The organism is Herbaspirillum autotrophicum, from assembly GCF_001189915.1.
GTDB lineage: Bacteria > Pseudomonadota > Gammaproteobacteria > Burkholderiales > Burkholderiaceae_D > Herbaspirillum > Herbaspirillum autotrophicum.
The window spans coordinates 1-24,858 of sequence record NZ_LFLS01000024.1; the positions used below are offsets into that span (position 1 = coordinate 1).

28 protein-coding genes are annotated in these 24,858 nt (G+C 57.6%); 24 read left to right on the top strand and 4 right to left on the bottom strand.

Annotation, left to right across the window (positions count from 1 at the left end; translation table 11 throughout):
- Window positions 1-216, top strand: a 216-nt coding sequence (locus AKL27_RS17790) for a YfhL family 4Fe-4S dicluster ferredoxin (RefSeq protein ID WP_050464200.1), incomplete at its 5' end; no start/stop codon positions are given.
- An 11-nt stretch (window positions 217-227) separates the two neighbouring features.
- Here AKL27_RS17790 and AKL27_RS17795 read toward each other — a convergent pair.
- A complete protein-coding gene (locus tag AKL27_RS17795) occupies window positions 228-1,124 on the bottom strand; it encodes a LysR family transcriptional regulator (RefSeq protein ID WP_083439131.1) in 897 nt (298 codons plus the stop codon).
- Between the two features lie 139 nt (window positions 1,125-1,263).
- Here AKL27_RS17795 and AKL27_RS17800 point away from each other — a divergent pair, with 139 nt between their 5' ends.
- From AKL27_RS17800 to AKL27_RS17830, 7 genes are all read left to right on the top strand, one after another.
- Window positions 1,264-2,205, top strand: coding sequence for an ABC transporter substrate-binding protein (locus AKL27_RS17800; RefSeq protein ID WP_050464202.1), 942 nt, complete (start codon window positions 1,264-1,266; stop codon window positions 2,203-2,205).
- A gap of 24 nt (window positions 2,206-2,229) precedes the next feature.
- Window positions 2,230-3,339 (top strand): LLM class flavin-dependent oxidoreductase, encoded by a 1,110-nt coding sequence (locus tag AKL27_RS17805; protein ID WP_050464203.1) that lies wholly within the window; start codon window positions 2,230-2,232, stop codon window positions 3,337-3,339.
- 79 nt (window positions 3,340-3,418) lie between these two features.
- A complete protein-coding gene (locus AKL27_RS17810; protein ID WP_198156007.1) occupies window positions 3,419-4,360 on the top strand; it encodes an ABC transporter substrate-binding protein in 942 nt (313 codons plus the stop codon).
- A complete protein-coding gene (locus AKL27_RS17815) occupies window positions 4,357-5,697 on the top strand; it encodes an LLM class flavin-dependent oxidoreductase (protein ID WP_198156008.1) in 1,341 nt (446 codons plus the stop codon). Before AKL27_RS17810 ends, AKL27_RS17815 begins: the two co-directional genes overlap by 4 nt.
- An 11-nt stretch (window positions 5,698-5,708) precedes the next feature.
- A complete protein-coding gene (locus AKL27_RS17820) occupies window positions 5,709-6,314 on the top strand; it encodes a cysteine dioxygenase family protein (RefSeq protein WP_050464287.1) in 606 nt (201 codons plus the stop codon).
- Window positions 6,311-7,906, top strand: coding sequence for a rhodanese-related sulfurtransferase (locus AKL27_RS17825; protein ID WP_050464205.1), 1,596 nt, complete (start codon window positions 6,311-6,313; stop codon window positions 7,904-7,906). Before AKL27_RS17820 ends, AKL27_RS17825 begins: the two co-directional genes overlap by 4 nt.
- Before the next feature lie 76 nt (window positions 7,907-7,982).
- Entirely contained in the window at window positions 7,983-8,870 is an 888-nt protein-coding gene (locus AKL27_RS17830) for a DMT family transporter (RefSeq protein ID WP_050464206.1), read from the top strand.
- A 15-nt stretch (window positions 8,871-8,885) separates the two neighbouring features.
- On the opposite strand, the gene AKL27_RS17835 is transcribed toward AKL27_RS17830, so the two are convergent.
- The 3 genes from AKL27_RS17835 to ychF form a co-directional block, all read right to left on the bottom strand.
- Window positions 8,886-9,992, bottom strand: coding sequence for a GGDEF domain-containing protein (locus tag AKL27_RS17835; protein WP_050464207.1), 1,107 nt, complete (start codon window positions 9,990-9,992; stop codon window positions 8,886-8,888).
- 129 nt (window positions 9,993-10,121) lie between these two features.
- On the bottom strand, window positions 10,122-11,003 hold the full coding sequence (locus AKL27_RS17840) for a class I SAM-dependent methyltransferase (RefSeq protein WP_050464208.1): 882 nt from the start codon (window positions 11,001-11,003) through the stop codon (window positions 10,122-10,124).
- Between the two features lie 8 nt (window positions 11,004-11,011).
- Window positions 11,012-12,103, bottom strand: a complete 1,092-nt coding sequence (gene ychF / locus AKL27_RS17845) for a redox-regulated ATPase YchF (RefSeq protein ID WP_050464288.1) — start codon at window positions 12,101-12,103, stop codon at window positions 11,012-11,014.
- A gap of 237 nt (window positions 12,104-12,340) precedes the next feature.
- On the opposite strand from ychF, the gene AKL27_RS17850 reads away from it, so the two are divergent.
- From AKL27_RS17850 to hisH, 16 genes are all read left to right on the top strand, one after another.
- Window positions 12,341-13,144, top strand: a complete 804-nt coding sequence (locus AKL27_RS17850; protein ID WP_083439132.1) for an ABC transporter ATP-binding protein — start codon at window positions 12,341-12,343, stop codon at window positions 13,142-13,144.
- Window positions 13,141-13,920 (top strand): lipid asymmetry maintenance ABC transporter permease subunit MlaE, encoded by a 780-nt coding sequence (gene mlaE / locus AKL27_RS17855; protein ID WP_050464210.1) that lies wholly within the window; start codon window positions 13,141-13,143, stop codon window positions 13,918-13,920. The genes AKL27_RS17850 and mlaE overlap by 4 nt, the downstream gene beginning before the upstream one ends.
- 58 nt (window positions 13,921-13,978) lie before the next feature.
- Window positions 13,979-14,455, top strand: a complete 477-nt coding sequence (gene mlaD, locus AKL27_RS17860; protein ID WP_050464211.1) for an outer membrane lipid asymmetry maintenance protein MlaD — start codon at window positions 13,979-13,981, stop codon at window positions 14,453-14,455.
- Window positions 14,452-15,186, top strand: a complete 735-nt coding sequence (locus tag AKL27_RS17865; protein WP_050464212.1) for an MlaA family lipoprotein — start codon at window positions 14,452-14,454, stop codon at window positions 15,184-15,186. Before mlaD ends, AKL27_RS17865 begins: the two co-directional genes overlap by 4 nt.
- Window positions 15,187-15,357: 171 nt before the next feature.
- A complete protein-coding gene (locus tag AKL27_RS17870) occupies window positions 15,358-15,993 on the top strand; it encodes an MlaC/ttg2D family ABC transporter substrate-binding protein (protein ID WP_050464213.1) in 636 nt (211 codons plus the stop codon).
- A 21-nt stretch (window positions 15,994-16,014) separates the two neighbouring features.
- Window positions 16,015-16,299, top strand: a complete 285-nt coding sequence (locus AKL27_RS17875; protein ID WP_050464214.1) for an STAS domain-containing protein — start codon at window positions 16,015-16,017, stop codon at window positions 16,297-16,299.
- 165 nt (window positions 16,300-16,464) lie between these two features.
- Complete coding sequence (locus tag AKL27_RS17880; RefSeq protein ID WP_050464215.1) at window positions 16,465-17,376, top strand: ABC transporter ATP-binding protein; 912 nt, start codon at window positions 16,465-16,467, stop codon at window positions 17,374-17,376.
- The gene (locus AKL27_RS17885; RefSeq protein WP_050464216.1) at window positions 17,373-18,137 is read left to right on the top strand and encodes an ABC transporter permease; all 765 of its coding nucleotides are present in this window, start codon (window positions 17,373-17,375) and stop codon (window positions 18,135-18,137) included. Before AKL27_RS17880 ends, AKL27_RS17885 begins: the two co-directional genes overlap by 4 nt.
- A gap of 24 nt (window positions 18,138-18,161) precedes the next feature.
- The gene (locus AKL27_RS17890; RefSeq protein WP_050464289.1) at window positions 18,162-18,398 is read left to right on the top strand and encodes a BolA family protein; all 237 of its coding nucleotides are present in this window, start codon (window positions 18,162-18,164) and stop codon (window positions 18,396-18,398) included.
- Between the two features lie 14 nt (window positions 18,399-18,412).
- The gene (gene murA / locus AKL27_RS17895) at window positions 18,413-19,663 is read left to right on the top strand and encodes a UDP-N-acetylglucosamine 1-carboxyvinyltransferase (RefSeq protein ID WP_050464217.1); all 1,251 of its coding nucleotides are present in this window, start codon (window positions 18,413-18,415) and stop codon (window positions 19,661-19,663) included.
- Between the two features lie 18 nt (window positions 19,664-19,681).
- A complete protein-coding gene (hisG, locus tag AKL27_RS17900) occupies window positions 19,682-20,332 on the top strand; it encodes an ATP phosphoribosyltransferase (protein ID WP_050464218.1) in 651 nt (216 codons plus the stop codon).
- A gap of 8 nt (window positions 20,333-20,340) precedes the next feature.
- The gene (gene hisD / locus AKL27_RS17905; RefSeq protein ID WP_050464219.1) at window positions 20,341-21,654 is read left to right on the top strand and encodes a histidinol dehydrogenase; all 1,314 of its coding nucleotides are present in this window, start codon (window positions 20,341-20,343) and stop codon (window positions 21,652-21,654) included.
- 25 nt (window positions 21,655-21,679) lie between these two features.
- Window positions 21,680-22,459, top strand: a complete 780-nt coding sequence (locus tag AKL27_RS17910; RefSeq protein WP_050464220.1) for a DNA-methyltransferase — start codon at window positions 21,680-21,682, stop codon at window positions 22,457-22,459.
- Window positions 22,440-23,531, top strand: a complete 1,092-nt coding sequence (gene hisC, locus AKL27_RS17915; protein WP_050464221.1) for a histidinol-phosphate transaminase — start codon at window positions 22,440-22,442, stop codon at window positions 23,529-23,531. The genes AKL27_RS17910 and hisC overlap by 20 nt, the downstream gene beginning before the upstream one ends.
- Window positions 23,532-23,550: 19 nt before the next feature.
- Window positions 23,551-24,147, top strand: coding sequence for an imidazoleglycerol-phosphate dehydratase HisB (gene hisB, locus AKL27_RS17920; RefSeq protein WP_050464222.1), 597 nt, complete (start codon window positions 23,551-23,553; stop codon window positions 24,145-24,147).
- A 44-nt stretch (window positions 24,148-24,191) separates the two neighbouring features.
- Window positions 24,192-24,830: an imidazole glycerol phosphate synthase subunit HisH gene (gene hisH / locus AKL27_RS17925; protein WP_083439133.1), complete on the top strand. Its 639-nt coding sequence runs from the start codon at window positions 24,192-24,194 to the stop codon at window positions 24,828-24,830.
- The last annotated feature ends 28 nt before the right edge of the window (window positions 24,831-24,858 follow it).

The following is a 24,858-nucleotide window of genomic DNA, read 5'->3' on the forward strand; positions in this document are numbered from 1 at the left end:
CCGGAGTGCCCGAACGGCGCCATTTATATGGGGCCGCAGATCTATGAGATCGATCCGCACAAATGTACTGAATGCGTCGGTCATTTCGATGAACCGCAATGTCAGCAGGTATGTCCGGTCAGTTGCATTCCGTTTGATCCCGCCTGGCGCGAGACCAAGGAACAGTTGATGAGCAAATACGAACAATTGCAGGCAGAGGCCAAAAGCGCTCCTTGAAACGGGGCGTTTCAGGCGGCTTGCTGATCAAACCGGCTTTTCACCGCCGCGCCAAATGATTGCACCGGCAGTGTCAGGTTGCCCATGGCGGCGGCATGCACCAGCCACAAGCGGATGGCCGGGCGGAAATCGCCGACTTTGAGGACATCGATGGCTGCTTCATGGCGGCTGCCCTGAATCAAGGCCGCCGGCACTATCCCGATTCCCATGCCATTGGCTACCAGTTCCAGTTGCAGATCGGTGCCGAATGCATCGCAGGCGATATTGAATGGCAGTCCCTGATCGTGTAATGCCCGGTGCAACGCCGCGCGCAAACCGCAACCGTCGGGATTCAAGATCCAGCCTTGCTGATACAGATCGCGCAGTTTGTAACTGCTGCGCGTCAAACTTCCTTTTTTCGCAATCAAGACGATCTCTGCCGGTGCCAGGTCTTCGGCGTTGATCGTCGTCGGAAACTGTTTTCCCGAGGGAAACAGCACTGCGGCGGCATCGGTCTGGCCTTCGGCAATCCGTTTCACCAGATCGGCGCTCCAGCCCGTGCAGGTTTGCAATTTCATCTCAGGGAACCGTTGCGCTACCGATGCCAGTATGCCGGCCATGCCGTGGTCTCCCAGCGAGTGCGTGACGCCCAGACGCAATTCGCCTTGCGGCTTGGCGGTCGCCACCACATCTCGCAACGCTGCCGTTTCGCGCAGCACTGACACGCATTGCGCATACACCCGCATGCCGATGGCGGTCGGGCGCGACGGTTTGCTGTTGCGATCCAGCAGCATGGCGCCAAGCGTTTCTTCCAGACTCTGAATCCGGCGCGATACCAATGGCTGCGCCAGCCCCAAGGTATGGGCTGCTTGCGTCAATGAAGTGTGCTGAACCACCGCCACGAAGGCTTCTATATCTTCTAGTTTCATATAAAAAAAGAATGTTTATATATATGAATTATTTATTTTTGGAATAATCATTCGAAGCATATCATACGCCGGAGTTGTCAGCGAGAGGGTGCAGAAGTTTTGCTTATCCTCATTTCATTCCTCCTTTCGGTAATGTCCAATGTCATTCAAAAAAATTGCAGCAGGCTTTCTGATCGCCTTCGGCGTGCAGGCAGCCCAGGCCAAAGATCCGGTGACCCTGGTGGTCGGTGAACAGAACTACTACAACATTCAGGCGTCGATGGAAGCCTCCGGGGTGCTCAAGGATTTGCCCTACAAGATTGAGTGGAAACGCTTTCAGGCTGCGGCACCGATTGCCGAGAGCCTGACTAGCGGCGCGCTCGACATCGGCTTTCTCGGCGATTCAGGATTACTGACGCTGGCCGCACGCGGTGCGCCGGTGAAGGTGGTCGCGACATCGCGTCAAAATCTGGATGGCGTTGCCGTTCAGGTCGGCAAGAATTCCAACATCCGCAACGTGCAGGATTTGAAAGGCAAAACCGTGGCCGTATGGCGCGGCGCCTGGAGCCAGCAATTGATTTTGCGGGCGCTGGAACATGCCAATTTGCCAGCCGACTACGTCAAATATTCTTACCTGATGCCGATTGACGCCACCACTGCGCTGGCCAATGGTTCGGTCGATGCGGTGTCGTTGTGGGAGCCGTTCGTCAGCACGCTGGAATTGCGGCAGGGGGCACGCACCATCATTACTGCCAAAGGCTTGATGCCGGCACTCAGTTTTGTGGCTGCCTACGAAAAGTCGGCACAGGAAAAACATCCCGAAATTGAAGACTTTCTCAAGCGGCTGATTGTTGCCCGTCACTGGGTCGATACCCACACTGATGAGTATGCTGACCTGTGGGCCAAGCGCGCCAGCATTGATCGCGACGTCGCTTACCGCTGGCTCAGCACCGCGCGCCAGGCAGTCGGTCCGATTGACGACAAGGCTGCCAAGGATGCGCAGGATACCGCTGACTTCCTGTTCAAGGCCGGTGTCTTCACCCAGCGCTTCGACACACAGAAAATTCTGGACCGCTCATACGCACCGGCCTTTGCCAAATAACCCTGCCATGAAAGGAGAGCGGCCATGCCGGTCAGTATCGTAGGAATGATTACCGCCACCCCCAGCGCCGAAGTGGATGTGCCGCAGGGGAGCGATCTGGTGCAGCCGGATTATGTGCGCCGCTTCTCGCAAGTCCATGAAGCCGCCGGCTTTGACCATGTGCTGGTCGGCTATTTCACCAATGCCGCCGATGGTTTTATCGTCAGTTCGTTTGCCGCGGCTGCCACCGAACGCATCGGCATCTTGCTGGCGCACCGGCCGGGGGTGATCGCGCCGGCAGTGGCAGCGCGTCAGATCGCCACGCTGGATCAATTCAGCAACGGCCGGCTGGCGATCAATATCGTATCCGGCGGCGAAGACAGCGACTTGCAGCGTGACGGCGATTTTCTCGATCACGATAGTCGCTATCGCCGTGCCGATGAATACCTCGATATCCTCAAGCGCATCTGGACTGCGGATGGTCCGGTGGATTTCGATGGCGAATTTTACCGGTTGCGCGGCGCATCGCCGGTAGTCCGTACACGTCAGCAACCGCATGTGCCCATCTATTTCGGCGGCTCTTCATCCGCGGCACTGGAAGTCGCCGGACGGCATGCCGATGTCTACATGACCTGGGGCGAACCATTGGCGCAAGTCGATCAGCAAATCCGCCAGGTGCAGGCGGTATCGGCGCGACATGGCCGGGCGCCGGGTGTCAGCGTGTCGTTCCGTCCCATCGTCGCAGATACCGAAGCCGCAGCGTGGCAACGCGCCGAAGAGATTCGCGAGCGGGTGCGCGAGATGCGCCTCAGGAATGGTTTGGCGCTCAAGGATCACGCGCCGCAGAACGCTGGTTCGCAACGCCTGATGCAGGCCGCGCAGGGTGGTGATGTGCTGGACCAGCGCTTGTGGATGGGCGTCGCCAGTCTGACCGGTGCGCGCTGGAATTCGACTGCACTGGTCGGCACACCGGAGCAGGTCGCCGACGCGCTGGCCGAATATTATCGATTGGGCGTCAACACTTTCCTCATTCGCGGTTTCGATCCGATCAATGATGCCGTCGCGTATGGCAAAGATCTGATTCCTGCCATTCATCAAAAAATCGCCGCGCTGGATGATCAGCAAGGTCAGCAAGAGCAGAGTGCGGCCGCCTGAAACAGGCGGCTTTTCATTTCAACATTTCACGGTTCAACATATGACTCACAATACCCGGCAAGCCGCCCGCCGAAATTTCATGCGCACTCTGGCGGCGGGCGCGGTCGCCGCCAGCCTGCCACTGGCAGCGTGGGCGCAAAAGCAAGTGGTGCTGAAAGTCGGCGATCAGACGCGCACCATCCAGTCGTTGCTGGAATCGGCGGGTCTGCTCAACGATCTGCCCTACAAACTTGAGTTTGTCCAGTTCCCGGTTGCGGCACCGGTGATGGAAGCACTCAATGCCGGGGCACTGGATATCGGTTACGGCGGTGACGCGGCCACCACTTTCTCGCTGGCGGCGGGCAATCCGTCGCGCATTGTCGCCGCTTATCGTTCGGATCCATCCTGTATTGCCACCATCGTGCCGCAGAATTCACCGCTGAAGACCGTTGCCGATCTGGCCGGCAAGCGCGTGGCCGTGACCCGTGGCAGTGTCGGTCACTTGTTGTTGGTGGCGGCGCTCACCAGGCATGGCGTAGCGCTCGATAAAGTCGATTTTCATTTTCTGCAACCGGCCGATGCATACTCGGCCTTTACCTCGGGCGCGGTGGATGCCTGGTCGATCTGGACCATTTATGTCGCCCGTGCGGTGCTCAACAATGGCGCGCGCATTCTGGTCGATGGCAAAGGGCTGGTTAACAACACGGCATATCAGACTGCGCGCACCGAATCGCTGAGCAGCAAGCGCGCGGAAATTGCCGACTATGTACGACGGGTGGCGCAGGCGCGATTGTGGGCGCTGGCCAATCTGGATCAATACGCCAAAGTATGGGCGCCGATGATTGGCGCCACGCCGGAACTGGCGCGCTATGCCTACAACATGGAAAAAATGACGCCGGTGCATATCGACAAGAATATCGTCGCCGACCAGCAAAAGCTGGTGGAGTACTACGCCAGCCTGAAGGTCATTCCCAAGCCGTTCGACATCGCGCCCTATTTCGATCTGTCGTTCAATCAGTCGATTCCGGTAAAGCTGTCATGAGTTCCATGCACCTGGCTTTGTATGTCACCGAGACCGGCAGTCACCTGGGTGGATGGCGCCATCCGGATGCGCGCTATGTGCGTCCGCTGGACTGGAATTTTTACAAGGATCTGGCGCGCAAGGCCGAACGCGCCAAGATCGACATGCTGTTCATTGCCGACAAGCTGGCCATCGATGATATTTTCGAATCCAGTTTCAAGCCCACCATCAGTTGGCGTCCGGTACCGCAACACGCCGAGCCGCTGACCTTGCTGGCGGCGCTGTCCGGCGCGACTGAAAAAATCGGGCTGGCAGGTACGGTCTCGGCGACGTATACCGAGCCGTATACCGCCGCGCGCATGCTGGCCAATATCGATCATCTGAGTCAGGGCCGGGCCGGCTGGAATCTGGTGACCTCCGTCAGCGATGGCGAGGCGCGCAATTTCGGCAAGGCGCAACATTTGGCACATGACCCGCGTTATGAAAAAGCTGCCGAATTCATCGTGTTGGCCAAGGCGCTGTGGGACAGTTGGGAAAGCGACTGGGAAATTCTGGATAAGCAAAGCGGGATATACGGCAATCGCGACAAGGTGCATTACGTCGATCACGCCGGCAAGTGGTTCAATGTCAAAGGCCCGCTGAATGTGCCGCGACCGCCGCAGGGCCACCCGGTGCTGGTGCAGGCCGGCGTCTCCGGCAACTTTCAAAAGATTGCCGCCGAAAATGCCGAACTGATCTTCGGCGTGCAGCCGTCACTGGAAAAGGCCAAAGAGTTTTATCGCACTTTCAAGGCGCAGGTACTGGCGGTTGGCCGCGATCCGGCACATCTGAAAGTATTGCCCGGCGTGGTGCCGGTGATCGGCGCTACTACCAAAGAAGCGCAGGACCGGGCCCGCGAATTGAAGGATCTGGTGTTGCCGCTGGCGGGACTGACCTTCATGTCGGCCAGCATGAATCATGATCTGTCGCAATACGAACTCGATCAGCCGATGCCGGATATTTATGATCGCATCACCGGCAGCAAGGGACGTTTCGAATTTGTGATCCGCAAGGCAGTGAGCGAAGGCATGACGGTAGCGCAGGTCGGCAAATGGTATGCCGAAAGCCATTCCTTCTTTGCGCCGGTGGGTACCGCGACAGAAGTGGCAACGCAACTGGCGCAGTGGTATAAAGAACAGGCATGTGACGGCTTTGTCGTGTTGCCGCCCTACATGCCAGGCGGTGCCGATGATTTTCTGAGCGGTGTGGTTCCTGAATTACAGAATATGGGTGTGTTTCGCCGCGAATATCCGGGCACGACCTTGCGCGATACGCTTGGTTTGCCGGTGCCGCGCAATCGGCACGCCTCTCAAGTGTGAAAGGATTGATGATGTCCAATTTGCAGCGTTTGCGTCATTTTGTCACGTCCTTTGCCGAAGTGCTGGAACGGCACACCGACGAAGCCGCCGTTCTGCGCGACGGTTCTGCTTTGCTGCAGAATCTGGTGGCGGTTGATGATTGGTTGCCGGCGGCGTATGCACAACCCGATCCGGAGCGCTATCGGCAATATCTGTTGCATGCCGATTCGCGGCAGCGTTTTTCAGTGGTCAGTTTTGTCTGGGGGCCGGGCCAGCAGACGCCGGTGCATGACCATACCGTGTGGGGTTTGATCGGCATGTTGCGCGGTGCTGAATACGCGCAGCCGTATCGTTGGCAAGACGGCGCATTGCAAGCCCACGGTACGGCAATCCGGCTGGAGCCCGGTACGGTGGAAGCGGTGTCGCCCAACCTCGCCGGCCTCGATGATATCCATCGCGTGCATAATGCTTACGACGACCAGGTGTCCATCAGCATTCACGTCTATGGCGCCAATATCGGTGCCGTAAAACGTTCGGTGTATCAGTCTGACGGTACGCCCAAATTATTCATTTCCGGTTATTCCAATCAAACCTTGCCCAACATCTGGGATTTGTCTTCGGAGTCTGCAGCAGTATGAGTTCACCATCCAAGTTTGCCAGCCGTACTTTCCAACAGATCAAAGAAGATTTGCTTGCGCGTCGTGAGATTGCCTTGCTGGACGTGCGTGAAGAAGCACCGCATGCGGAAGCCCATCCGTTGTTTGCCGCCAATCTGCCATTTGCTCGTCTGGAGCTGGATGCCTGGACCCGCATTCCGCGTCGCACCACCCGCATCGTGGTGCTCGATGACGGCGAAGGCCTGGCCGAACAGGCAGCGCAGCGTCTGCAAACGTTGGGCTACACCGATGTCAGCGTATTGCAGGGTGGTGTCAGCGGCTGGCAGCGTGACGGCGGTGAATTGTTCCGCGATGTCAATGTGCCGAGCAAATCGTTTGGTGAACTGGTGGAAAGCAAACGTCATACGCCGTCGCTGTCGGCACAGGAAGTACAAGCCTTGCTGGATCAGAAGGCGGATGTGGTGGTGCTTGATGCGCGTCGCTTCGATGAATATCAAAACATGAATATTCCGGGTTCGGTCAGCGTGCCCGGTGCCGAACTGGTATTGCGGGTGCGGGCGCTGGCGCCGCGACCGGAGACACAGGTGATCGTCAACTGTGCCGGGCGTACCCGCAGCATTATCGGTACGCAGTCGTTGCTCAATGCCGGCATTCCGAACACGGTGCATGCCTTGCGCAACGGCACCATTGGCTGGACGCTGGCAGGACAGACTTTGGATAAAGGGCAGGCGCGTCGCTTCCCGCAGGAGATTGATGCCGCCACGCAAACTCAGGCCGCCGCAGATGCGCGCGCCGTGGCTGAACGCAGCGGCGTCAAGCGGCTTGACTGGCAAGGGTTGCAGGCCTTGCGCGCCGATACGGATCGCACCACGTATCAATTCGATGTGCGTACCCCGGAAGAATTTCTGACGGCACACGTACCAGGATTTTTGTCATCACCCGGCGGCCAGTTGGTTCAGGAAACGGAATCGAATGCGCCGGTACGCGGTGCGCGCATCGTGCTGTTCGATACCGACGGCGTACGCGCCAACATGACGGCATCGTGGCTGGCACAAATGGGTTGGGAAGTGTATGTGCTGGATGCGGTGGTAGCGTTGAGCGAATCGGGGTCGGTAAAACCGCCTTTGCCGCCTGCGCCGCCGGCAGAAAAAATCACACCGCAGGTACTCGCTGGCTGGCTCGCTGATACGGCGATACGCACGCTGGTTCTGGATTTCACGACCAGCGCCAATTACGTGGCCCGGCATATTCCCGGCGCCCGCTTTGCATTACGTTCGCAACTGGCGACCGTGTTGCAGCAATTGCCGCCGGCGGATCGCTACGTATTGACCTGCGGCAGCAGCTTGCTGGCCGCGTATGTGATTGGTGATGTGCGCAGCTTGTCGTCAACGCCGGTATTTTTGCTGGACGGGGGCAATGCGGCATGGGTCAATGCCGGCTTGCCCCTGGAGAGTGGCGAGACAGCGCTGGCATCGCCGCGCATCGACCGCTATCGTCGTCCCTACGAGGGCACCGACAACCCGGTGGCTGCCATGCAGGGTTACCTTGACTGGGAATTCGGTCTGGTTGAGCAATTGGGCAAGGACGGTACGCATGGATTTTTTGTTATATAGAGTATTGGTTGAGTGAAAACTTAAAAGAGGCGACCCGATTACAATGACGGTCGCTTTCTTTTTTTGAGTCTTGTTCATGCAACGTATTTCGCTGCCGGCAGTAGGTGCTTTGGTTGTCAACAGCACGCTGTGGGGTTTGTCATGGATTGCCTTCCGCTCGCTGCAAGCGCACGGCATTCACCCGTTATGGGCGACGTCCATCATTTTTGCCTGCTGCAGCGCGGTAATGATCGGGGTCAAGCGCGGTGCATTGCGCGAATTGCGTCAGCATCCGGAGTTGCTGTATGTGGCAATTGCCGCCGGCGCCACCAACAGTGCATTCAATGGCGCAGTCGCTTTCGGCGATGTGGTGCGGGTAGTGTTGCTGTTTTATCTGATGCCGATCTGGGCAGTGATTCTGGCGCGGCTGGTCTTGCACGAACCGATTACGCGGCCGGCCATGGCGCGTATCGTGGTCGGCTTGTCGGGGGCGATGATCGTGTTGTATCAGCCCGAAGTGGGCATGCCGCTGCCACACGGGCTGGCGGATTGGGTGGCGATATTCGGCGGCTTCAGTTTTGCAGTCAATAACGTGTTGCTGCGCCGTCTGCATGGCGTTTCGGACGGCACCCGCGCGATTGCCATGTTGAGCGGCGGGGCGCTGATGGCTGGCGGCATGGGCTTGCTGCTGACGCTGATCGGCAGCATTGCCTGGCCCAGCGCGCCCGCGCATGCCGTGGTGCCGACTCTGGCGCTGTGGTCAGTGCTGTTCCTGATTTCCAATTTGTGTCTGCAGTATGGCGTGGCGCGCTTGCCGGCCAACATCACGGCAGTAGTGATGCTGTTCGAAATCATTGTGGCGGCTTTGTCGTCGTGGTTGATCGGTACTGCCGAATTGCGTCCGCAGGACTTGATCGGTGGCGTCCTGATCATTTCCGCGCCATGGCTGATTCGCGACAAGCGTGCCGTGGTACCGGCGCATTGAGCGCCGGCAGATGCGTCAGGCGCTGACCAGCGGTTCGGCCAGCATCACCCGGTTACGGCCGCTTTCCTTGGCCCGGTAGAGCGCATCGTCGGCTTGTTTGAGCAAGGCTTGCTTGGCGGCGGTGGCATTGATGTTGCGCTCGGGCGGCATCAGGGAGGCGACGCCGATGGAAACGGTAATCTGCAACACCTCGTCGTTGCCGCTCAGGCGGATTTGCTGTTGTGCAACGCTGGCGCGTATCCGTTCGCCGATGCGGGCGGCATCCTGCAAGGTGGCTTGCGTCAGCAAGACCACGAATTCTTCACCGCCAAAACGTCCGAGCGAATCGCTCAGGCGCAATTCCTGTTTGATTCTGCTGGCCACCTCGCGCAATACATCGTCGCCGCATTGATGGCCGAAGCTGTCGTTGACGCGCTTGAAATGGTCGATATCGATGAACAGGCAAGACAAGGCCGAGCGGTCCCGCTGCGCGCGGCTGATTTCTTCCTGCATGCGCTGTTCCAGATAGCGGCGGTTGTTGACGCCGGTCAACTGGTCGGTCAGGCCGATATGTTTGAGACGTTCATTGTTGATGACGTTTTCGAGGCAGATGGCGACGATGGAAGCCAGTCGTTCGATAAAGTCAGTCGCCAGTTGCTGGCTGAAGCGTTCCTGATGCGCACTGCCCAAGGCAAGATAGCCAATCAGCGTGTGCTGGCGGCTCAGCGGCAGCAAGGCAACGCTGGACGGGCGATAAGTCGGGAACATGAACTGATGCTGCTGCGCCTGATATACGCCCAGCGCCGGCCGGACTGGCAGCGCCGCATTATCCGGCAGTGCATCCAGAAACAGCAGATTGGGAAACTCATCAAGACCGATTTGCAATTCATGCAAAATGCGGCGAATCGCATGATCGCTGTCGATCAGTGTCAGGGTGACAATTTCCAGATTGAAGGTATCGGCCATCGTCAGCGACACGGTTTCGATCAGTTCACGAAAACCGCTGGAGGCAATCAGGCGCAAGTCGAATGCCTGATGGCGCTGCATGATTTGCTGGTTGATGTGGGCCTGATCCAGCAGCTCATGCAACTCTGATCGCAATTGCTGGTTTTCTGCGCGTAGCGCGGCGACGCCTGTGTTCATCTTGTTCCCGGTCTTGCAGCCGATTTTGATTGACGCGGGATGGGCCGCGCCGTACCTGTAACTGAACTACCCCCGTCGTGCCGAGTTGCCACCGACCCCGCAGCTTATACCAATGTCGTTACGGGCTGTTTACAACGTTGCAAAAAAACGCGATTGCATGTCTTCCAGGCCCAGCGTCTGCAATACTTCCTGCAAACGTTCGGTCGGCCGTTTGCGCGGCAAGTCCTTGAAGCGGGCGATGATCAGCTCGTTTTTCATCGAATGTTCCCAACCCACCAGTTCCGTCACGCTGACCTGATAGCCATGCGCTTCCAGTTGCAGACAGCGCAGCACATTGGTGACCTGACTGCCGAACTCGCGGGTATGCAGCGGATGACGCCAGATTTCAGTCAGCGACGATTTGGCCAGCGATTTGCCCTTGTTGCGGTTCAGTACCGAGGCGACTTCCGCCTGACAGCAAGGCACCAGCACAATGAACTGCGCCTGCTTCCTGAGCGCGAACTGAATCGCGTCATCGGTGGCCGTGTCGCAGGCGTGCAGTGCGGTCACGACATCGATGGCGGCCGGCAGTTCGGTCGACTCGATCGATTGCACTACCGACAGATTGAGGAACGACATCCCGGGAAAATCGAGTCTGGCCGCCAGTTCACGTGACTTTTGCACCAGCTCGTCGCGGGTTTCGATGCCGTAGATTCTGGGCGCGCCATCCAGCGACTTGAAGAACAGGTCGTACAAAATGAAGCCGAGATAGGATTTGCCGGCGCCGTGATCCACCAGTTGCACGTCCGGGTGCTGTTGCCGCACCTCTTGCAGCAACGGCTCGATGAACTGATACAGGTGATAGACCTGCTTCAGCTTGCGGCGGCTATCCTGATTCAGCTTGCCGTCACGCGTCAGAATGTGCAGCTCCTTGAGCAGCTCGATCGACTGCCCGGGGCGGATCTCGGGTATCGCGGCGGGTCCGGAAGCACCGGCCGGCGGTGTTTCCTGTACAGCTTTTTTCTTGCTCATGCGCTGACTTAAACGTTGAACAGGAAATTCATCACATCGCCGTCCTTGACGATGTATTCCTTGCCTTCGGCGCGCATCTTGCCGGCATCCTTGGCACCCTGTTCACCCTTGTACTTGATGAAATCATCATAGGCGATGGTCTGGGCGCGAATGAAGCCGCGTTCAAAGTCGGTGTGAATCACGCCTGCTGCCTGTGGTGCAGTGGCGCCGACCGCGACGGTCCAGGCGCGGACTTCCTTGACGCCGGCGGTGAAGTAGGTTTGCAGGCCGAGCAGTGTGAAGCCGGCGCGGATCAGGCGATCCAGACCCGGCTCTTCCATGCCCATGTCGGCCAGGAAAGCGCCCTTGTCAGCGTCGTCGAGGTCAGCAATTTCAGCTTCCAGCGCGGCACAGATGGCGACCACCGGTGCATTTTGCGATTTCGCGTAATTGGTCAGCTGATCCAGCAGCGGATTGTCCTTGAAGCCGTCGTCAGCGACGTTGCCGACAAACATGGCCGGCTTGGCGGTAATCAGGCACATCGGCTTGATCAGGGCCAGTTCTTCTTCGTCCAGGCCACAGGCGCGCACCGGCTTGGCTTCATTCAGGAAGGGCATGATGCGTTCCAGGATGGCCAGCAACTTGATGGCATCCTTGTCGCCGGCACGGGCCTTCTTGTTTTCGCGGTGAATGGCTTTTTCTACTGCCGACAGGTCGGCCAGCGCCAGTTCGGTCTGAATCACTTCAATATCGTCCAGCGGGCTGATGCGGCCGGCAACGTGGATCACGTTCGGATCTTCAAAGCAGCGCACGACGTTGACGATGGCGTCGGTTTCGCGGATATGCGCCAGAAACTGATTGCCCAGGCCTTCGCCCTTGGAGGCGCCGGCGACCAGGCCGGCGATGTCGACGAATTCCACTGTTGCCGGAACGACACGTTCCGGATTGATGATCTCGGCCAGCGCCTGCAGGCGCGGATCCGGCACTTCAACCATGCCGACGTTGGGTTCGATCGTGCAGAATGGGTAGTTTTCGGCGGCGATACCCGCTTTGGTCAGGGCGTTGAACAGGGTCGATTTACCGACGTTCGGCAAGCCGACGATGCCGCATTTGAGGCTCATGACAGAATCTTTCTGAATCAAAAGCGCCATTGTAGCAAGTCGCTTGCGGCAGAGCTTCTATTTTGAAGGGGCGCAGCGGGGCGGCATAGACGGTTTTTTTCGGCTTGTGAATCGAAAATGGCGTCAGCTCCTCTTAAAATCGCATTTTGCTGTCTTATTGCTACACTCTATCGGTACTGCGGGGCAATTATCGTTTTTGTTCTACAATGTCGCCTTTGACAACGAACGGTACACGCTTTGCCTAACATCGTAGAAATCCGCGATTTGCATTTTGGTTATGGAGATCGTCCGATCTTGTCGGGCCTGCGCATGGATTTTCCACAGGGCAAGGTAATTGCAGTCATGGGCGGCTCCGGCTCCGGCAAGACCACCATCCTGCGCCTCATCGGCGGCCAGTTGCGGCCTCAGAGCGGCAGCGTCAGCGTCGAAGGTCAGGAAGTGCCCACGCTCGATACGGCCGGCTTGTATGCGCTGCGCCGCAAGATGGGGATGCTGTTTCAGAATGGCGCCTTGTTTACCGATATGACGGTATTCGACAATGTCGCCTTCCCGCTGCGCGAACATACAGACTTGTCCGAAGACCTGATTCGTGATCTGGTTCTGCTCAAGCTCAATGCCGTTGGTTTGCGCAATGCGGCGCAACTGAAGCCGGCCGAGATTTCCGGCGGCATGGCGCGGCGCGTAGCATTGGCGCGCGCGATTGCGCTCGATCCGGCGCTGATCATGTATGACGAGCCGTTTGCCGGACTCGACCCGATTTCCATGGGCGTGACGGCCAATCTGATTCGTCGCCTCAATGATGCGCTCGGCTCGACTTCGATTCTGGTGTCGCATGACGTCAACGAATCGTTCGGCATTGCCGACTACGTCTATTTCCTGTCGAACGGAAAAATCGTCGCTCAGGGTACGCCTGAAGAAATGCGTGCTTCTGCTGATCCGTATGTAAAACAGTTTGTGCATGCCGAGGCAGACGGCCCGGTGCCGTTCCATTATCCCGGCAAGTCGCTGGCGGATGATCTGGGACTGGGAGGTCGCTCATGATCGTCAATTTTCTGAGCAACTTCGGCCGCAGCCTGCGTGAGTTCGTCGCCGGTGTCGGTTTTGCCACCCGCATGTTCTGGACCATCATTCGTTCTTCGGGCGGCTTGCTGCGCCGGCCGCGACTGATTACCGATCAGATTCACTTCATCGGCAATTATTCGCTGGTCATCATTGCGGTATCGGGCTTGTTCGTCGGTTTCGTGCTGGGGCTGCAAGGTTATTACACGCTCAACAAATACGGTTCGGAGCAGGCGCTGGGCTTGCTGGTGGCGCTGTCGCTGACGCGTGAACTGGGCCCGGTGGTGACCGCGTTGCTGTTCGCCGGCCGTGCCGGCACCTCGCTGACGGCAGAAATCGGCCTGATGAAAGCCGGTGAGCAACTGGCGGCAATGGAGATGATGGCGGTGGATCCGCTGCAACGCGTCATCGCGCCACGGTTTTGGGCCGGTGTGGTGGCAATGCCGGTGCTGGCAGCGATTTTCAGTGCGGTCGGGGTTTTTGGTGGGTATATTGTTGGCGTGAAGCTGATCGGTGTCGATGAAGGTGCTTTCTGGTCGCAAATGCAGGGCGGGGTGGATGTCTGGAATGATATTGCCAATGGCGTCCTCAAGAGTGTCGTATTCGGGATTGCAGTGACTTTTGTTGCACTGTTTCAGGGCTATGAAGCCAAACCGACGCCGGAAGGCGTGGCACGGGCTACTACCCGGACTGTCGTTATTGCATCGTTGCTGGTGCTGGCGCTGGATTTCCTGCTGACGGCGCTGATGTTCAGCTAAGCAACTGGCGGTGGCAGTGGTAACGCGAATTTAGAATTGATTGTTAGGGTGACAGGGTATGCAACGTAAAACATTGGACGCATGGGTCGGGTTGTTTGTCTTGCTGGGAGCTGCGGCGCTGGTTTTTCTGGCGTTGAAGGCCGGCAATATGAGTTCGTTTTCACTCAGCCAGACCACATATGCAGTGCAAACCAAATTTGACAATATTGGCGGTCTCAAGCCGCGCGCCGCAGTCAAGAGCGCCGGTGTGGTGGTGGGCCGGGTCGGCACCATCACGTTTGATGACAAAACCTTTCAGGCCCGCGTCACGCTGGATCTGAACAGCCAGTATCAGTTTCCGAAAGACAGCTCGGCAAAAATTCTGACCTCCGGTTTACTGGGGGAGCAATACATCGGTCTTGAACCGGGTGGGGATACCAAAAATCTGGCGGCAGGTGACACGATCACAATGACACAATCAGCGATTGTGTTGGAAAATCTGATCAGCCAGTTTCTTTATAGCAAAGCGGCAGAGGGAAAGGATAATTCACAATGAAATACGCAGCTCGCATCGGTACGCTGGCGCTGGTCGCCACGCTTAGTGGTTGCGCAACAACAAATAATCCGAATGATCCGTTGGAAGGTTTCAACCGCGCGATGTTCAGTTTCAACGACACCGTTGATCAGGTGGCATTGAAGCCAGCCGCGCAGGCTTACGAATTCGTCTTGCCGAATTTTGTACAGACCGGTATCGGCAATTTCTTCGGCAACATCGGCGACCTGTGGTCGGCCGTCAATCAAATCATGCAGGGCCGCATTGAAACAGGTGTTTCCACGTTCATGCGGGTTGCCATCAATACCACGTTCGGTCTCGGTGGTGTGCTCGATATCGGTACCGAAGCACGGCTGCCGAAGGAGCGTTCGGATTTCGGCCAGACACTGGGCAAATGGGGCGTAGGCTCGGGTCCTTACGTTGTGCTGCCGTTACTGGGACCGTCGACCGTGCGCGATACCGCCGCTTTGCCGGCCGACTTCTACGGCGATCTGTGGAGCTACAAGCGGCCTGTGGGCTGGCGTAACGTCGGTTCCGGCATCCGCATCATCGACAAGCGTGCGCAATTGCTGGATGCCTCGAACCTGCTGGAAGACGTAGCGCTGGACAAGTATGACTTCGTGCGCGATACCTACTTGCAAAGCCGTCAGGCCAAGATCAACGCCGGTCGTCACAAGGACGATGAGGATGATGGTTCTGCTGCACCGATGAAGGAAAGTGTCGTCAAGCCATGAACATGTTTGCCGGGCGCTGCGGCGTCCGGCTCTTGAATTGTGCCGGGACGGCCCCACTTAGGTGACGGGTATCCGTCCGAAACTTGCCATATAATCCATTAATGCCGCATTCTGTGGCGTGCCGGTGCGGTTGGTCGTGGCAGCAGCTATTAATGAATGGATCAGTAGAATATGAAAATGCTTACTAAATTACTCGCCGTGGTTCTGTCGGTCTCCGCCTTGAGCTTTGCCAGTGCCGCATCGGCGCAGGAAGCACCGGATGCACTGGTCAAGCGCATCAGCCAGGAAGTACTGGATGCGGCCAAGAACGACAAGGACATTCAGAGCGGCAACATCAGCCAGATCATTGCGCTGGTGGAACAGAAAATCATTCCTTACGTTGACTTCGAACGCATGACTTCGCTGGCGGCTGGCCGTTACTGGCGTCAGGCGACTCCGGATCAGCAAAAGCAACTGATCACCCAATTCCGCAGTCTGCTGATTTACACCTATTCGGGTGCCTTGTCGCAAGTGCGCGATCAGAAGATCGAATTCAAGCCATTGCGTGCAGATCCTGCCGATACCGAAGTGGAAGTGCGCTCGCAAGTGATTCAATCGCGCGGCGAGCCGATCCAGCTCAACTATCGTCTGGAAAAATTGCCAACCGGCTGGAAAATGTTTGACGTCAATGTCATGGGTGCCTGGCTGGTCGAAGCCTACAAGGGTACTTTCGCCAGCGAAATCAGCAAGGGTGGCATCGATGGGCTGATCAAGACGCTGACAGACAAGAACAAGCAACTGGCATCACGTTCTTCGGCCAAGAAATAATTTCAGGATCGCGACCTCTTCATGTTCAAGCCCAGCGTATCGCTTACCGTGGACAATGCCAGTGCCATACTGGAAGCCGGTTTGCGTGCAATCGCAGCCGGTCAGGCAACGATTGATCTGAGCGAGGTCGCGACCGTCGATTCATCTGCGGTAGCAACCTTGCTGGCGTGGCAGCGGGCAGCCAAGGCCGCCGGCCGTACGCTCGATTTCGGTACGCTGCCGGCCAATCTGCAAAGTCTGGCCGAGCTGTACGGCGTAACGCCATTGCTCAATGCGCAAATTCTCGCCACCAGCCGACATCACTGATCCTCGCGCCGACTGATCGCAGTCAACTCGTCTTCCCCTTTCCGACCCTGAGCGCGGAAATCCCATATAATCAAACGTTTCGCCGCACGTACAGGCTGCTCCAGAGGCCCAGCGGTGCAATGAACCATTTCCCGGCTTGCGTCCAGACAACGCACCAACGAATCCATGGCTGCATTACAGATTAACAACGTCGAAAAACGCTATCAGTCCTTGCAGGCACTGGGCGGTGTCTCGCTTTCCATTGAGGAAGGCGAGTTTTTCGGCTTGCTCGGCCCTAACGGTGCCGGCAAAACCACATTGATTTCCATCATTGCCGGCCTGAACCGCGCTGACTCGGGTTCGGTCTCGATTCATGGGCATGATGTCGTCAACGATTATCGCGCTGCCCGCACCAAGCTCGGTGTGGTGCCGCAAGAACTGGTGTTCGATCCGTTCTTTACCGTCCGTGAAACCTTGCGCATGCAATCAGGCTACTTCGGCCTGAAGAACAATGACAAGTGGATCGATGAGGTGATGGACAACCTGGATCTGACCAACAAGGCCGATACCAATATGCGCGCGCTGTCGGGCGGCATGAAGCGCCGCGTGCTGGTGGCGCAGGCGCTGGTGCACAAGCCGCCGGTGATTGTCCTTGATGAGCCGACCGCCGGTGTCGATGTCGAGTTGCGGCAAACCTTGTGGAAATTCGTCGGTCGTCTCAATCGCGAAGGGCATACGATTGTCCTGACCACACACTATCTGGAAGAGGCGCAAGCCTTGTGCAACCGGATCGCCATGCTGAAGTTCGGCAAGGTGGTGGCGCTCGATTCGACGGAAGCGCTGATCCGCCGCATCTCCGGTTCGCAACTGGTACTGCGGCTGAAGCAGGGCAGTCTGCCGGACAGTCTGCGGCCGCTGGTGACGCATCCGGAAGAATTGTTGTCCGGTCTGAAATATACCTTGCGTGTCACTGACTATAACGACGTCGAACCGATCCTGTCGCAATTGCGGCAAGCGGGCGCGGTGATTGAAGACATGCAGTTGCAGCAAGCCGATCTGGAAGATGTTTTCATCCAGATCATGGAAGGTGCCAAATGACCGGTTTTCAGACTTTGTTTTATAAGGAAGTGTTGCGTTTCTGGAAGGTCGCAACACAGACCGTGACAGCGCCGATCATGACGGCCATGTTGTATTTGCTGATCTTCGGCCATGTGCTGGAAAACCACGTACAGGTTTATCCGGGCGTGCAATACACCGGCTTTCTGGTGCCTGGGCTGGTGATGATGAGCGTGTTGCAAAATGCATTCGCCAACAGCTCATCGTCGCTGATTCAATCCAAAATTACCGGCAATCTGGTGTTCGTGTTGCTGACGCCGCTGTCGCACTGGGAACTGTTCGGCGGCTATGTGCTGGCGGCCGTGGTGCGTGGTTTGCTGGTCGGCGCCGGGGTGTTTGTCGTGACGGCATGGTTCGGCCACCTGAGTTTTGTCGCGCCATGGTGGATTGTGATCTTCGCGCTGCTGGGCGCAGCGATTCTCGGCACGATGGGCCTGATCGCCGGTATCTGGGCAGAAAAATTCGACCAGCTGGCCGCGTTCCAGAATTTCCTGATCGTGCCGCTGACCTTCCTGGCCGGTGTCTTTTATTCGATCCACTCGCTGCCGCCGTTCTGGCAGGCGGTGTCGCATTTCAACCCGTTTTTTTATATGATCGATGGTTTCCGCTACGGCTTTTTCGGCCAGTCCGATATTGATCCGTTGCTGAGTTTCTCGATTGTTGCCATCTTCTTCATCGTGTTGTCGACCCTTGCGGTGCGCATGCTGAAGAGTGGCTATAAGTTGCGCTCCGGCGCGCATTGATTCACCCTTGTGAAGAGCCGCATGATGCTACCCACACCCGAACTCGTAAAAAATTATATTGCTGCCGGTCTTGAATGTTCGCATGTCGAAGTTGAAGGCGATGGCCAGCATTTCACTGCCGTGATCGTCTCTTCCGCGTTTGCGGGCAAGCGTCCGATCCAGCGTCATCAACTGGTGTATGCCGCGCTTGGCGACCGCATGCGTGAAGAAATTCATGCGCTGTCGATGAAGACGCTGACCCCAGAAGAATTTCAGAAATAAGGCAGATACTTTCAATGGACAAGCTTTTAATTCGCGGCGGCAAGCGCCTCTCCGGTGAAATCACCATTTCCGGCGCCAAGAATGCGGCATTGCCGATTCTGTGCGCAGGTCTGCTGACGGCCGATGATCTGCAACTGTCGAACATTCCGCATTTGCAGGATGTGTCGACCATCCTGAAGCTGATGCGGCAGATGGGTTTGCGCGTCACTGAAGACGGCGACCGCGTCACCCTCAACGGCGGCGACATCACCAAACTGGAAGCACCGTACGAGCTGGTCAAGACCATGCGCGCATCGATTCTGGTACTCGGTCCATTGCTGGCGCGTTTCGGTGAAGCCAAGGTATCGCTGCCGGGCGGCTGCGCCATCGGTTCGCGGCCGGTTGATCAGCACATCAAGGGTTTGCAGGCGATGGGCGCCGAGATCACGATCGAAGCCGGTTACATTCATGCCAAGGCCAAGCGCCTCAAGGGTGCCCGCATCGTGACTGACATGATCACCGTCACCGGTACCGAAAACCTGCTGATGGCAGCAGTATTGGCCGATGGCGAAACGGTGCTGGAAAATGCGGCGCGCGAACCGGAAGTGGCCGACCTGGCCAATCTGCTGGTCGCCATGGGCGCCAGGATCGAAGGCATCGGCAGTGATCATCTGGTGGTGCAAGGCGTGGACAAACTGCACGGCGCCAGCCATGCCGTAGTTGCCGACCGTATTGAAACCGGTACGTTCCTGTGCGCCGTGGCAGCGGTCGGCGGCGATGTGACACTGAAGAATACGCGCAGCAACTTCCTTGATGCGGCGCTCGACAAGTTGCGCGAAGCCGGCGTGATCCTGACTTCCGGCGATGACTGGATCCGCGTGCAGATGGCGGCGCGGCCGAAAGCGGTCAATTTCCGTACTACCGAATATCCGGGTTTCCCGACCGACATGCAGGCGCAATTCATGGCGCTCAACTGTATCGCTGACGGCACCAGCCGCGTGACCGAAACGATTTTTGAAAATCGCTTCATGCACGTGCAGGAATTGAATCGTCTCGGCGCTGCCATCGATATCGAAGGCAATACCGCGATCATTACCGGCGTCGACAAGTTCATCGGCGCGCCGGTGATGGCAACCGACTTGCGCGCGTCGGCTTCACTGGTGATTGCCGGTCTGGCCGCCCAAGGCGAAACGCTGATCGAGCGTATCTACCATCTGGACCGCGGTTACGACCGGATGGAAGTCAAGTTGTCGTCGGTCGGTGCTGATATTGAACGCGTTAAATAATCTGTTGTACTGAAAACCATGACCCAGCAACTCACCCTCGCGCTCTCCAAGGGCCGCATTTTTGAAGAAACGCTGCCGCTGCTCAAAGCTGCCGGCATCGTCGTGACCGAAGATCCGGAAACCTCGCGCAAACTGATTTTGCAAACCAACGATCCGGCCGTGCGCGTGATCATCGTGCGGGCGTCGGACGTGCCGACCTACGTGCAATATGGCGCGGCCGATTTCGGTGTGGCGGGCAAGGACGTGTTGCTGGAACATGGCGGCGAAGGACTGTATCAGCCGATCGATCTGCATATCGCCAAGTGCCGTTTGTCGGTGGCGGTGCAGGATGGTTTCGACTACGCCAGCGCGGTGCGCCAGGGTGCGCGCCTGCGGGTGGTGACCAAGTATGTCAACACCGCGCGTGAGCATTTCGCGGCCAAGGGTGTGCACGTCGACTTGATCAAGCTGTATGGCTCGATGGAACTGGGCCCGCTGGTTGGCCTGTCCGACGCCATTGTCGATCTGGTCAGCACCGGCGGCACCTTGCGCGCCAACAAGCTGGTGGAAGTCGAGCACATCATGGAAATTTCATCGCGTCTGGTGGTCAATCAGGCCGCGCTGAAACTCAAGCGCGAACGTCTGCAACCGATATTGGAAGCCTTCGAAAGAGCCTCGCAGGCGGCATAGGTGACAACATGAGCATAAGCATCAGAAAACTTGATTCCTCGACCGCCGGTTTTGACCGGCAGTTGTCGGCCGTGCTGGCTTTTGAAGCCAGTGAAGACGAAGCCATCGATCGCGCTGCGGCGGCGATTCTGGCCGCTGTCAAAACCCGTGGCGACGATGCCGTGCTGGAGTACACCAAGCGCTTTGACCGGCTCGATGTTGCTGCGGTGACGGCGCTGGAAATCGGACGCGATGCCTTGCTGGCCGCACTGGCGCAATTGTCGCCGGTACGTCGTCAGGCATTGCAGACGGCAGCCGACCGGGTGCGCGCTTATCACGAGCGGCAAAAGAAGGAATGCGGCTCTGATGGTTTTCTCTACACCGAAGCCGATGGCACGGTGCTGGGTCAAAAAGTCACACCGCTGGATCGCGTCGGCATTTATGTGCCGGGCGGCAAAGCCGCCTATCCGTCGTCGGTATTGATGAATGCGATTCCCGCCAAAGTGGCCGGGGTGCAGGAAGTCATCATGGTGGTGCCGACGCCGGACGGCGTGCAAAACGAATTGGTGTTGGCGGCGGCAGCGATTGCCGGCGTTGACCGGGTATTTACCATTGGCGGTGCGCAAGCGGTTGGTGCGCTGGCCTATGGCACTGCCAGCATTCCTCAGGTAGACAAGATCGTCGGTCCCGGGAACGCATACGTGGCGGCCGCCAAGCGCCGCGTCTTCGGCACGGTTGGCATCGACATGATTGCCGGACCGTCCGAGATTCTGGTGATCTGCGACGGCACCACCGATCCTGACTGGATCGCGATGGATCTGTTTTCGCAAGCCGAACACGATGAGCTGGCACAATCGATATTGCTGTGCCCGGATGCTGGTTACATTGCCCGGGTTGAAGCCAGCATCAATCAGTTGCTGGATGGCATGCCGCGCAAGGATGTGATTCGCACGTCGCTGACGAATCGCGGTGCACTGATCAAGGTGCGCGATATGGAAGAGGCGTGCGACATCGCCAATTCAATCGCGGCCGAGCATCTGGAAATTTCCACCGAAAATCCGCAACAGTGGGCCGACCGCATTCGTCATGCCGGCGCCATGTTCCTGGGCCGCTTTTCATCCGAAGCGTTGGGCGATTATTGTGCCGGACCGAATCACGTGTTGCCGACTTCGCGCACTGCGCGCTTTTCGTCGCCACTCGGTGTCTACGATTTCCAAAAGCGTTCCAGCATGATTCAGGTCAGTGAAGCCGGCGCCCAGACACTCGGCAAGATCGCCGCCGAGCTGGCCTACGGCGAGGGCTTGCAAGCGCACGCGCGCTCGGCAGAGTTGCGGCTGAAATGAACGACATCGCGTTACCGTCGCGGCCATGAGCTGGCGCAATCAAGTCTATTGCGAAGATGCGCTGCAGGGACTGGCGCGTATTCCCGATGGCGCGATTGACTTGCTGATCGCCGATCCGCCATACGGATTGGGCAAGGATTACGGTAACGACTCCGACAAGCTCGACATGCAGGATTATCTGCGCTGGACCGAGCAATGGATTGACGCCGCGCTGCCCAAGCTGAAACCGAACGGCAGTCTGTACATTTTCCTGACCTGGCGTTACTCGCCCGAGATTTTCGTGATGCTCAAGCAGCGCATGACCATGCTCAACGAAATCATCTGGGATCGCCGGGTGCCGTCAATGGGTGGCACCACGCGCAAATACTCATCGGTCCACGATACGGTGGGTTTTTTTGCCAAGGCCAAGGATTACTATTTCGATCTCGATGCAATTCGCATTCCCTATGACGCCGTGACCAAGAAGGCCCGCTCGCGCTCGATTTTCGTCGGTGCCAAATGGCTGGAGATGGGATACAACCCGAAAGATGTATGGAGCGTCTCGCGTTTGCATCGCGAACACAAAGAGCGCGCTGATCACCCGACCCAGAAGCCGCTGGAGATTGTTGAGCGCATGATCAAGGCATCCTGTCCGCCGGGCGGGGTGGTGCTGGATCCGTTCATGGGCAGCGGCACTACCGCAGTAGCAGCGCGCCGCTGCGACCGGCAGTTCGTCGGTTTTGAACTGAATTCGGCGTATTGCGCGCTGATTGAACAACGACTAGCAGAGCTGGAAGCCACGCCAAATGAATCAGTCACTGGTTGAACGTATTATCCGTGCCGATATCCGGGCACTGTCCGCTTATCCGGTGCCGGATGCACGCGGCATGGTCAAGCTGGATGCAATGGAAAACCCGTATCTCTTGCCACCGGCCTTGCGCCAGGCGCTGGGGCAGCATCTGGCAGCGGCTGAGCTGAATCGCTATCCGGTGCCGTCCTATACGCTGCTGAAAAACAAGCTGTGCGTGCAATTTGGCGTGCCGCCGGGTTTTGATGTGCTGCTGGGCAATGGTTCGGATGAATTGATTTCCATCATCTCGACCGCCTGTGCACAGCCGGGCGCCAAGGTGCTGGCGCCGTTGCCGGGATTCGTGATGTATGCGGTATCGGCCGGGTTTGCCGGACTGGAGTTCGTCGGCGTGCCATTGCGCCCCGATTTCAGTCTGGATCGTGACGCCATGCTGGCCGCCATTGCCGAGCATCAACCCGCCGTCACCTATCTGGCTTATCCGAATAATCCGACCGGCACGCTGTTCGATGCTGCCGCCATGGAAGACATCATCCGCGCCGTTGGCAACAGCGGTATCGTGGTGGTGGATGAGGCGTATCAGCCATTCGCCTCCGACAGTTTCATGGGCCGTCTGCCGGAATTCGATAATCTGGTAGTCATGCGCACGGTATCCAAACTCGGACTGGCCGGCATCAGGCTTGGTTACATGGCGGCCAATGCGGCCTTGTTGCAGGAATTCGACAAAGTCCGCCCGCCTTACAATATCAATGTATTGACACAGGCCGCGGCAGAATTCCTGCTCGACCACCGCGCCGAACTGGATGTGCAGGCCAGTGCCTTGTGCCGCGCCAGAGAACAGCTGAGGCAGGCTGTGAGCGGGGTAGCAGGTGTCGAGGTTTTCCCCTCCGAGGCAAATTTCCTGCTGTTGCGCATGCCAAATGTCGATAAAGTGTTCGCCGGCCTGCTACAACGTAAGGTATTGGTCAAAAATGTCGGTAAAATGCATCCATTGCTGCAAAACTGCTTGCGGGTTACAGTCAGTACACCGCAAGAAAACGCCTTGTTTCTGGCGGCTTTGAAAGAAGCCGTTCCGGAATCATTTTTGTAATGTCTGTTTCACCCTGAACATGTCTACTCCACGAACTGCAGAAGTCGTCCGCAATACCAACGAGACGCAAATTCGCGTTGCGATCAATCTGGACGGTACCGGCCAGCAAAAGCTGGACACCGGCGTCCCTTTTCTCGATCACATGCTGGATCAGATCGCCCGTCACGGCCTGATCGATCTGGACATCGAGGCCAAGGGCGATTTGCATATCGACGCTCACCACACGGTGGAAGATGTCGGCATTACGCTGGGCCAGGCATTCGCCAAGGCCATCGGCGACAAAAAGGGTATCCGTCGCTACGGTCACGCCTACGTGCCGCTGGACGAAGCCCTGTCGCGCGTGGTCATCGATTTCTCCGGCCGCCCGGGTCTGGAATACCATATTCCGTTTACCCGCTCGATGATCGGCAGCTTCGACGTTGACCTCACCAGCGAATTCTTCCACGGTTTTGTCAATCATGCGCTGGTCACCCTGCATGTCGACAATCTGCGCGGCATCAACGCGCATCATCAATGCGAAACCGTATTCAAAGCATTCGGTCGTGCCTTGCGCATGGCGACAGAACTTGACCCCCGTGCAGCAGGAACGATTCCTTCCACCAAAGGCAGCCTGTAATCACGTGGATGGTGTAGATTGATACTCCGCTTTGCGTTTTCAATATGAATAAAATAGTTGTAGTGGATTACGGAATGGGCAATCTGCGTTCGGTCGCACAGGCATTACGCCATGTTGCACCGGAAGCGGATGTGCGCATTTCCGGTGAAGTGGCCGAGATTCGCGCCGCTGATCGCATTGTGCTGCCGGGACAAGGCGCGATGCCTGATTGCATGCGCAGCCTGCGGGAATCGGGCGTGCAGGAAGCGGTACTGGAAGCTGCACGCAGCAAGCCGCTGTTCGGTGTCTGCGTAGGTGAACAGATGCTGTTCGACAGCAGCGAGGAAGGCAATACGCCCGGCCTCGGGCTGTTGCCCGGCAAGGTGGTGAAGTTTCAGCTGGACGGGATGCTGCAAGAGGATGGTTCGCGTTTCAAAGTGCCGCAAATGGGCTGGAACCGCGTCCGTCAATGCATTGCGCACCCGCTGTGGAACGGTATCGCCGACCAGGCTTACTTTTATTTCGTACACAGCTATTACGCGCAACCGGCCGAGGCCGGTCTGACTGTCGGCGCTACCATGTATGGCCAGGATTTCACCTGTGCAGTGGCCCGCGATAACATTTTTGCAACGCAATTCCATCCTGAGAAGAGTGCATCAGCGGGTTTGCAGTTGTATCGAAATTTCGTACACTGGAAGCCTTGATTGTTGTCTAACTGGTAAGTTGTCGCCG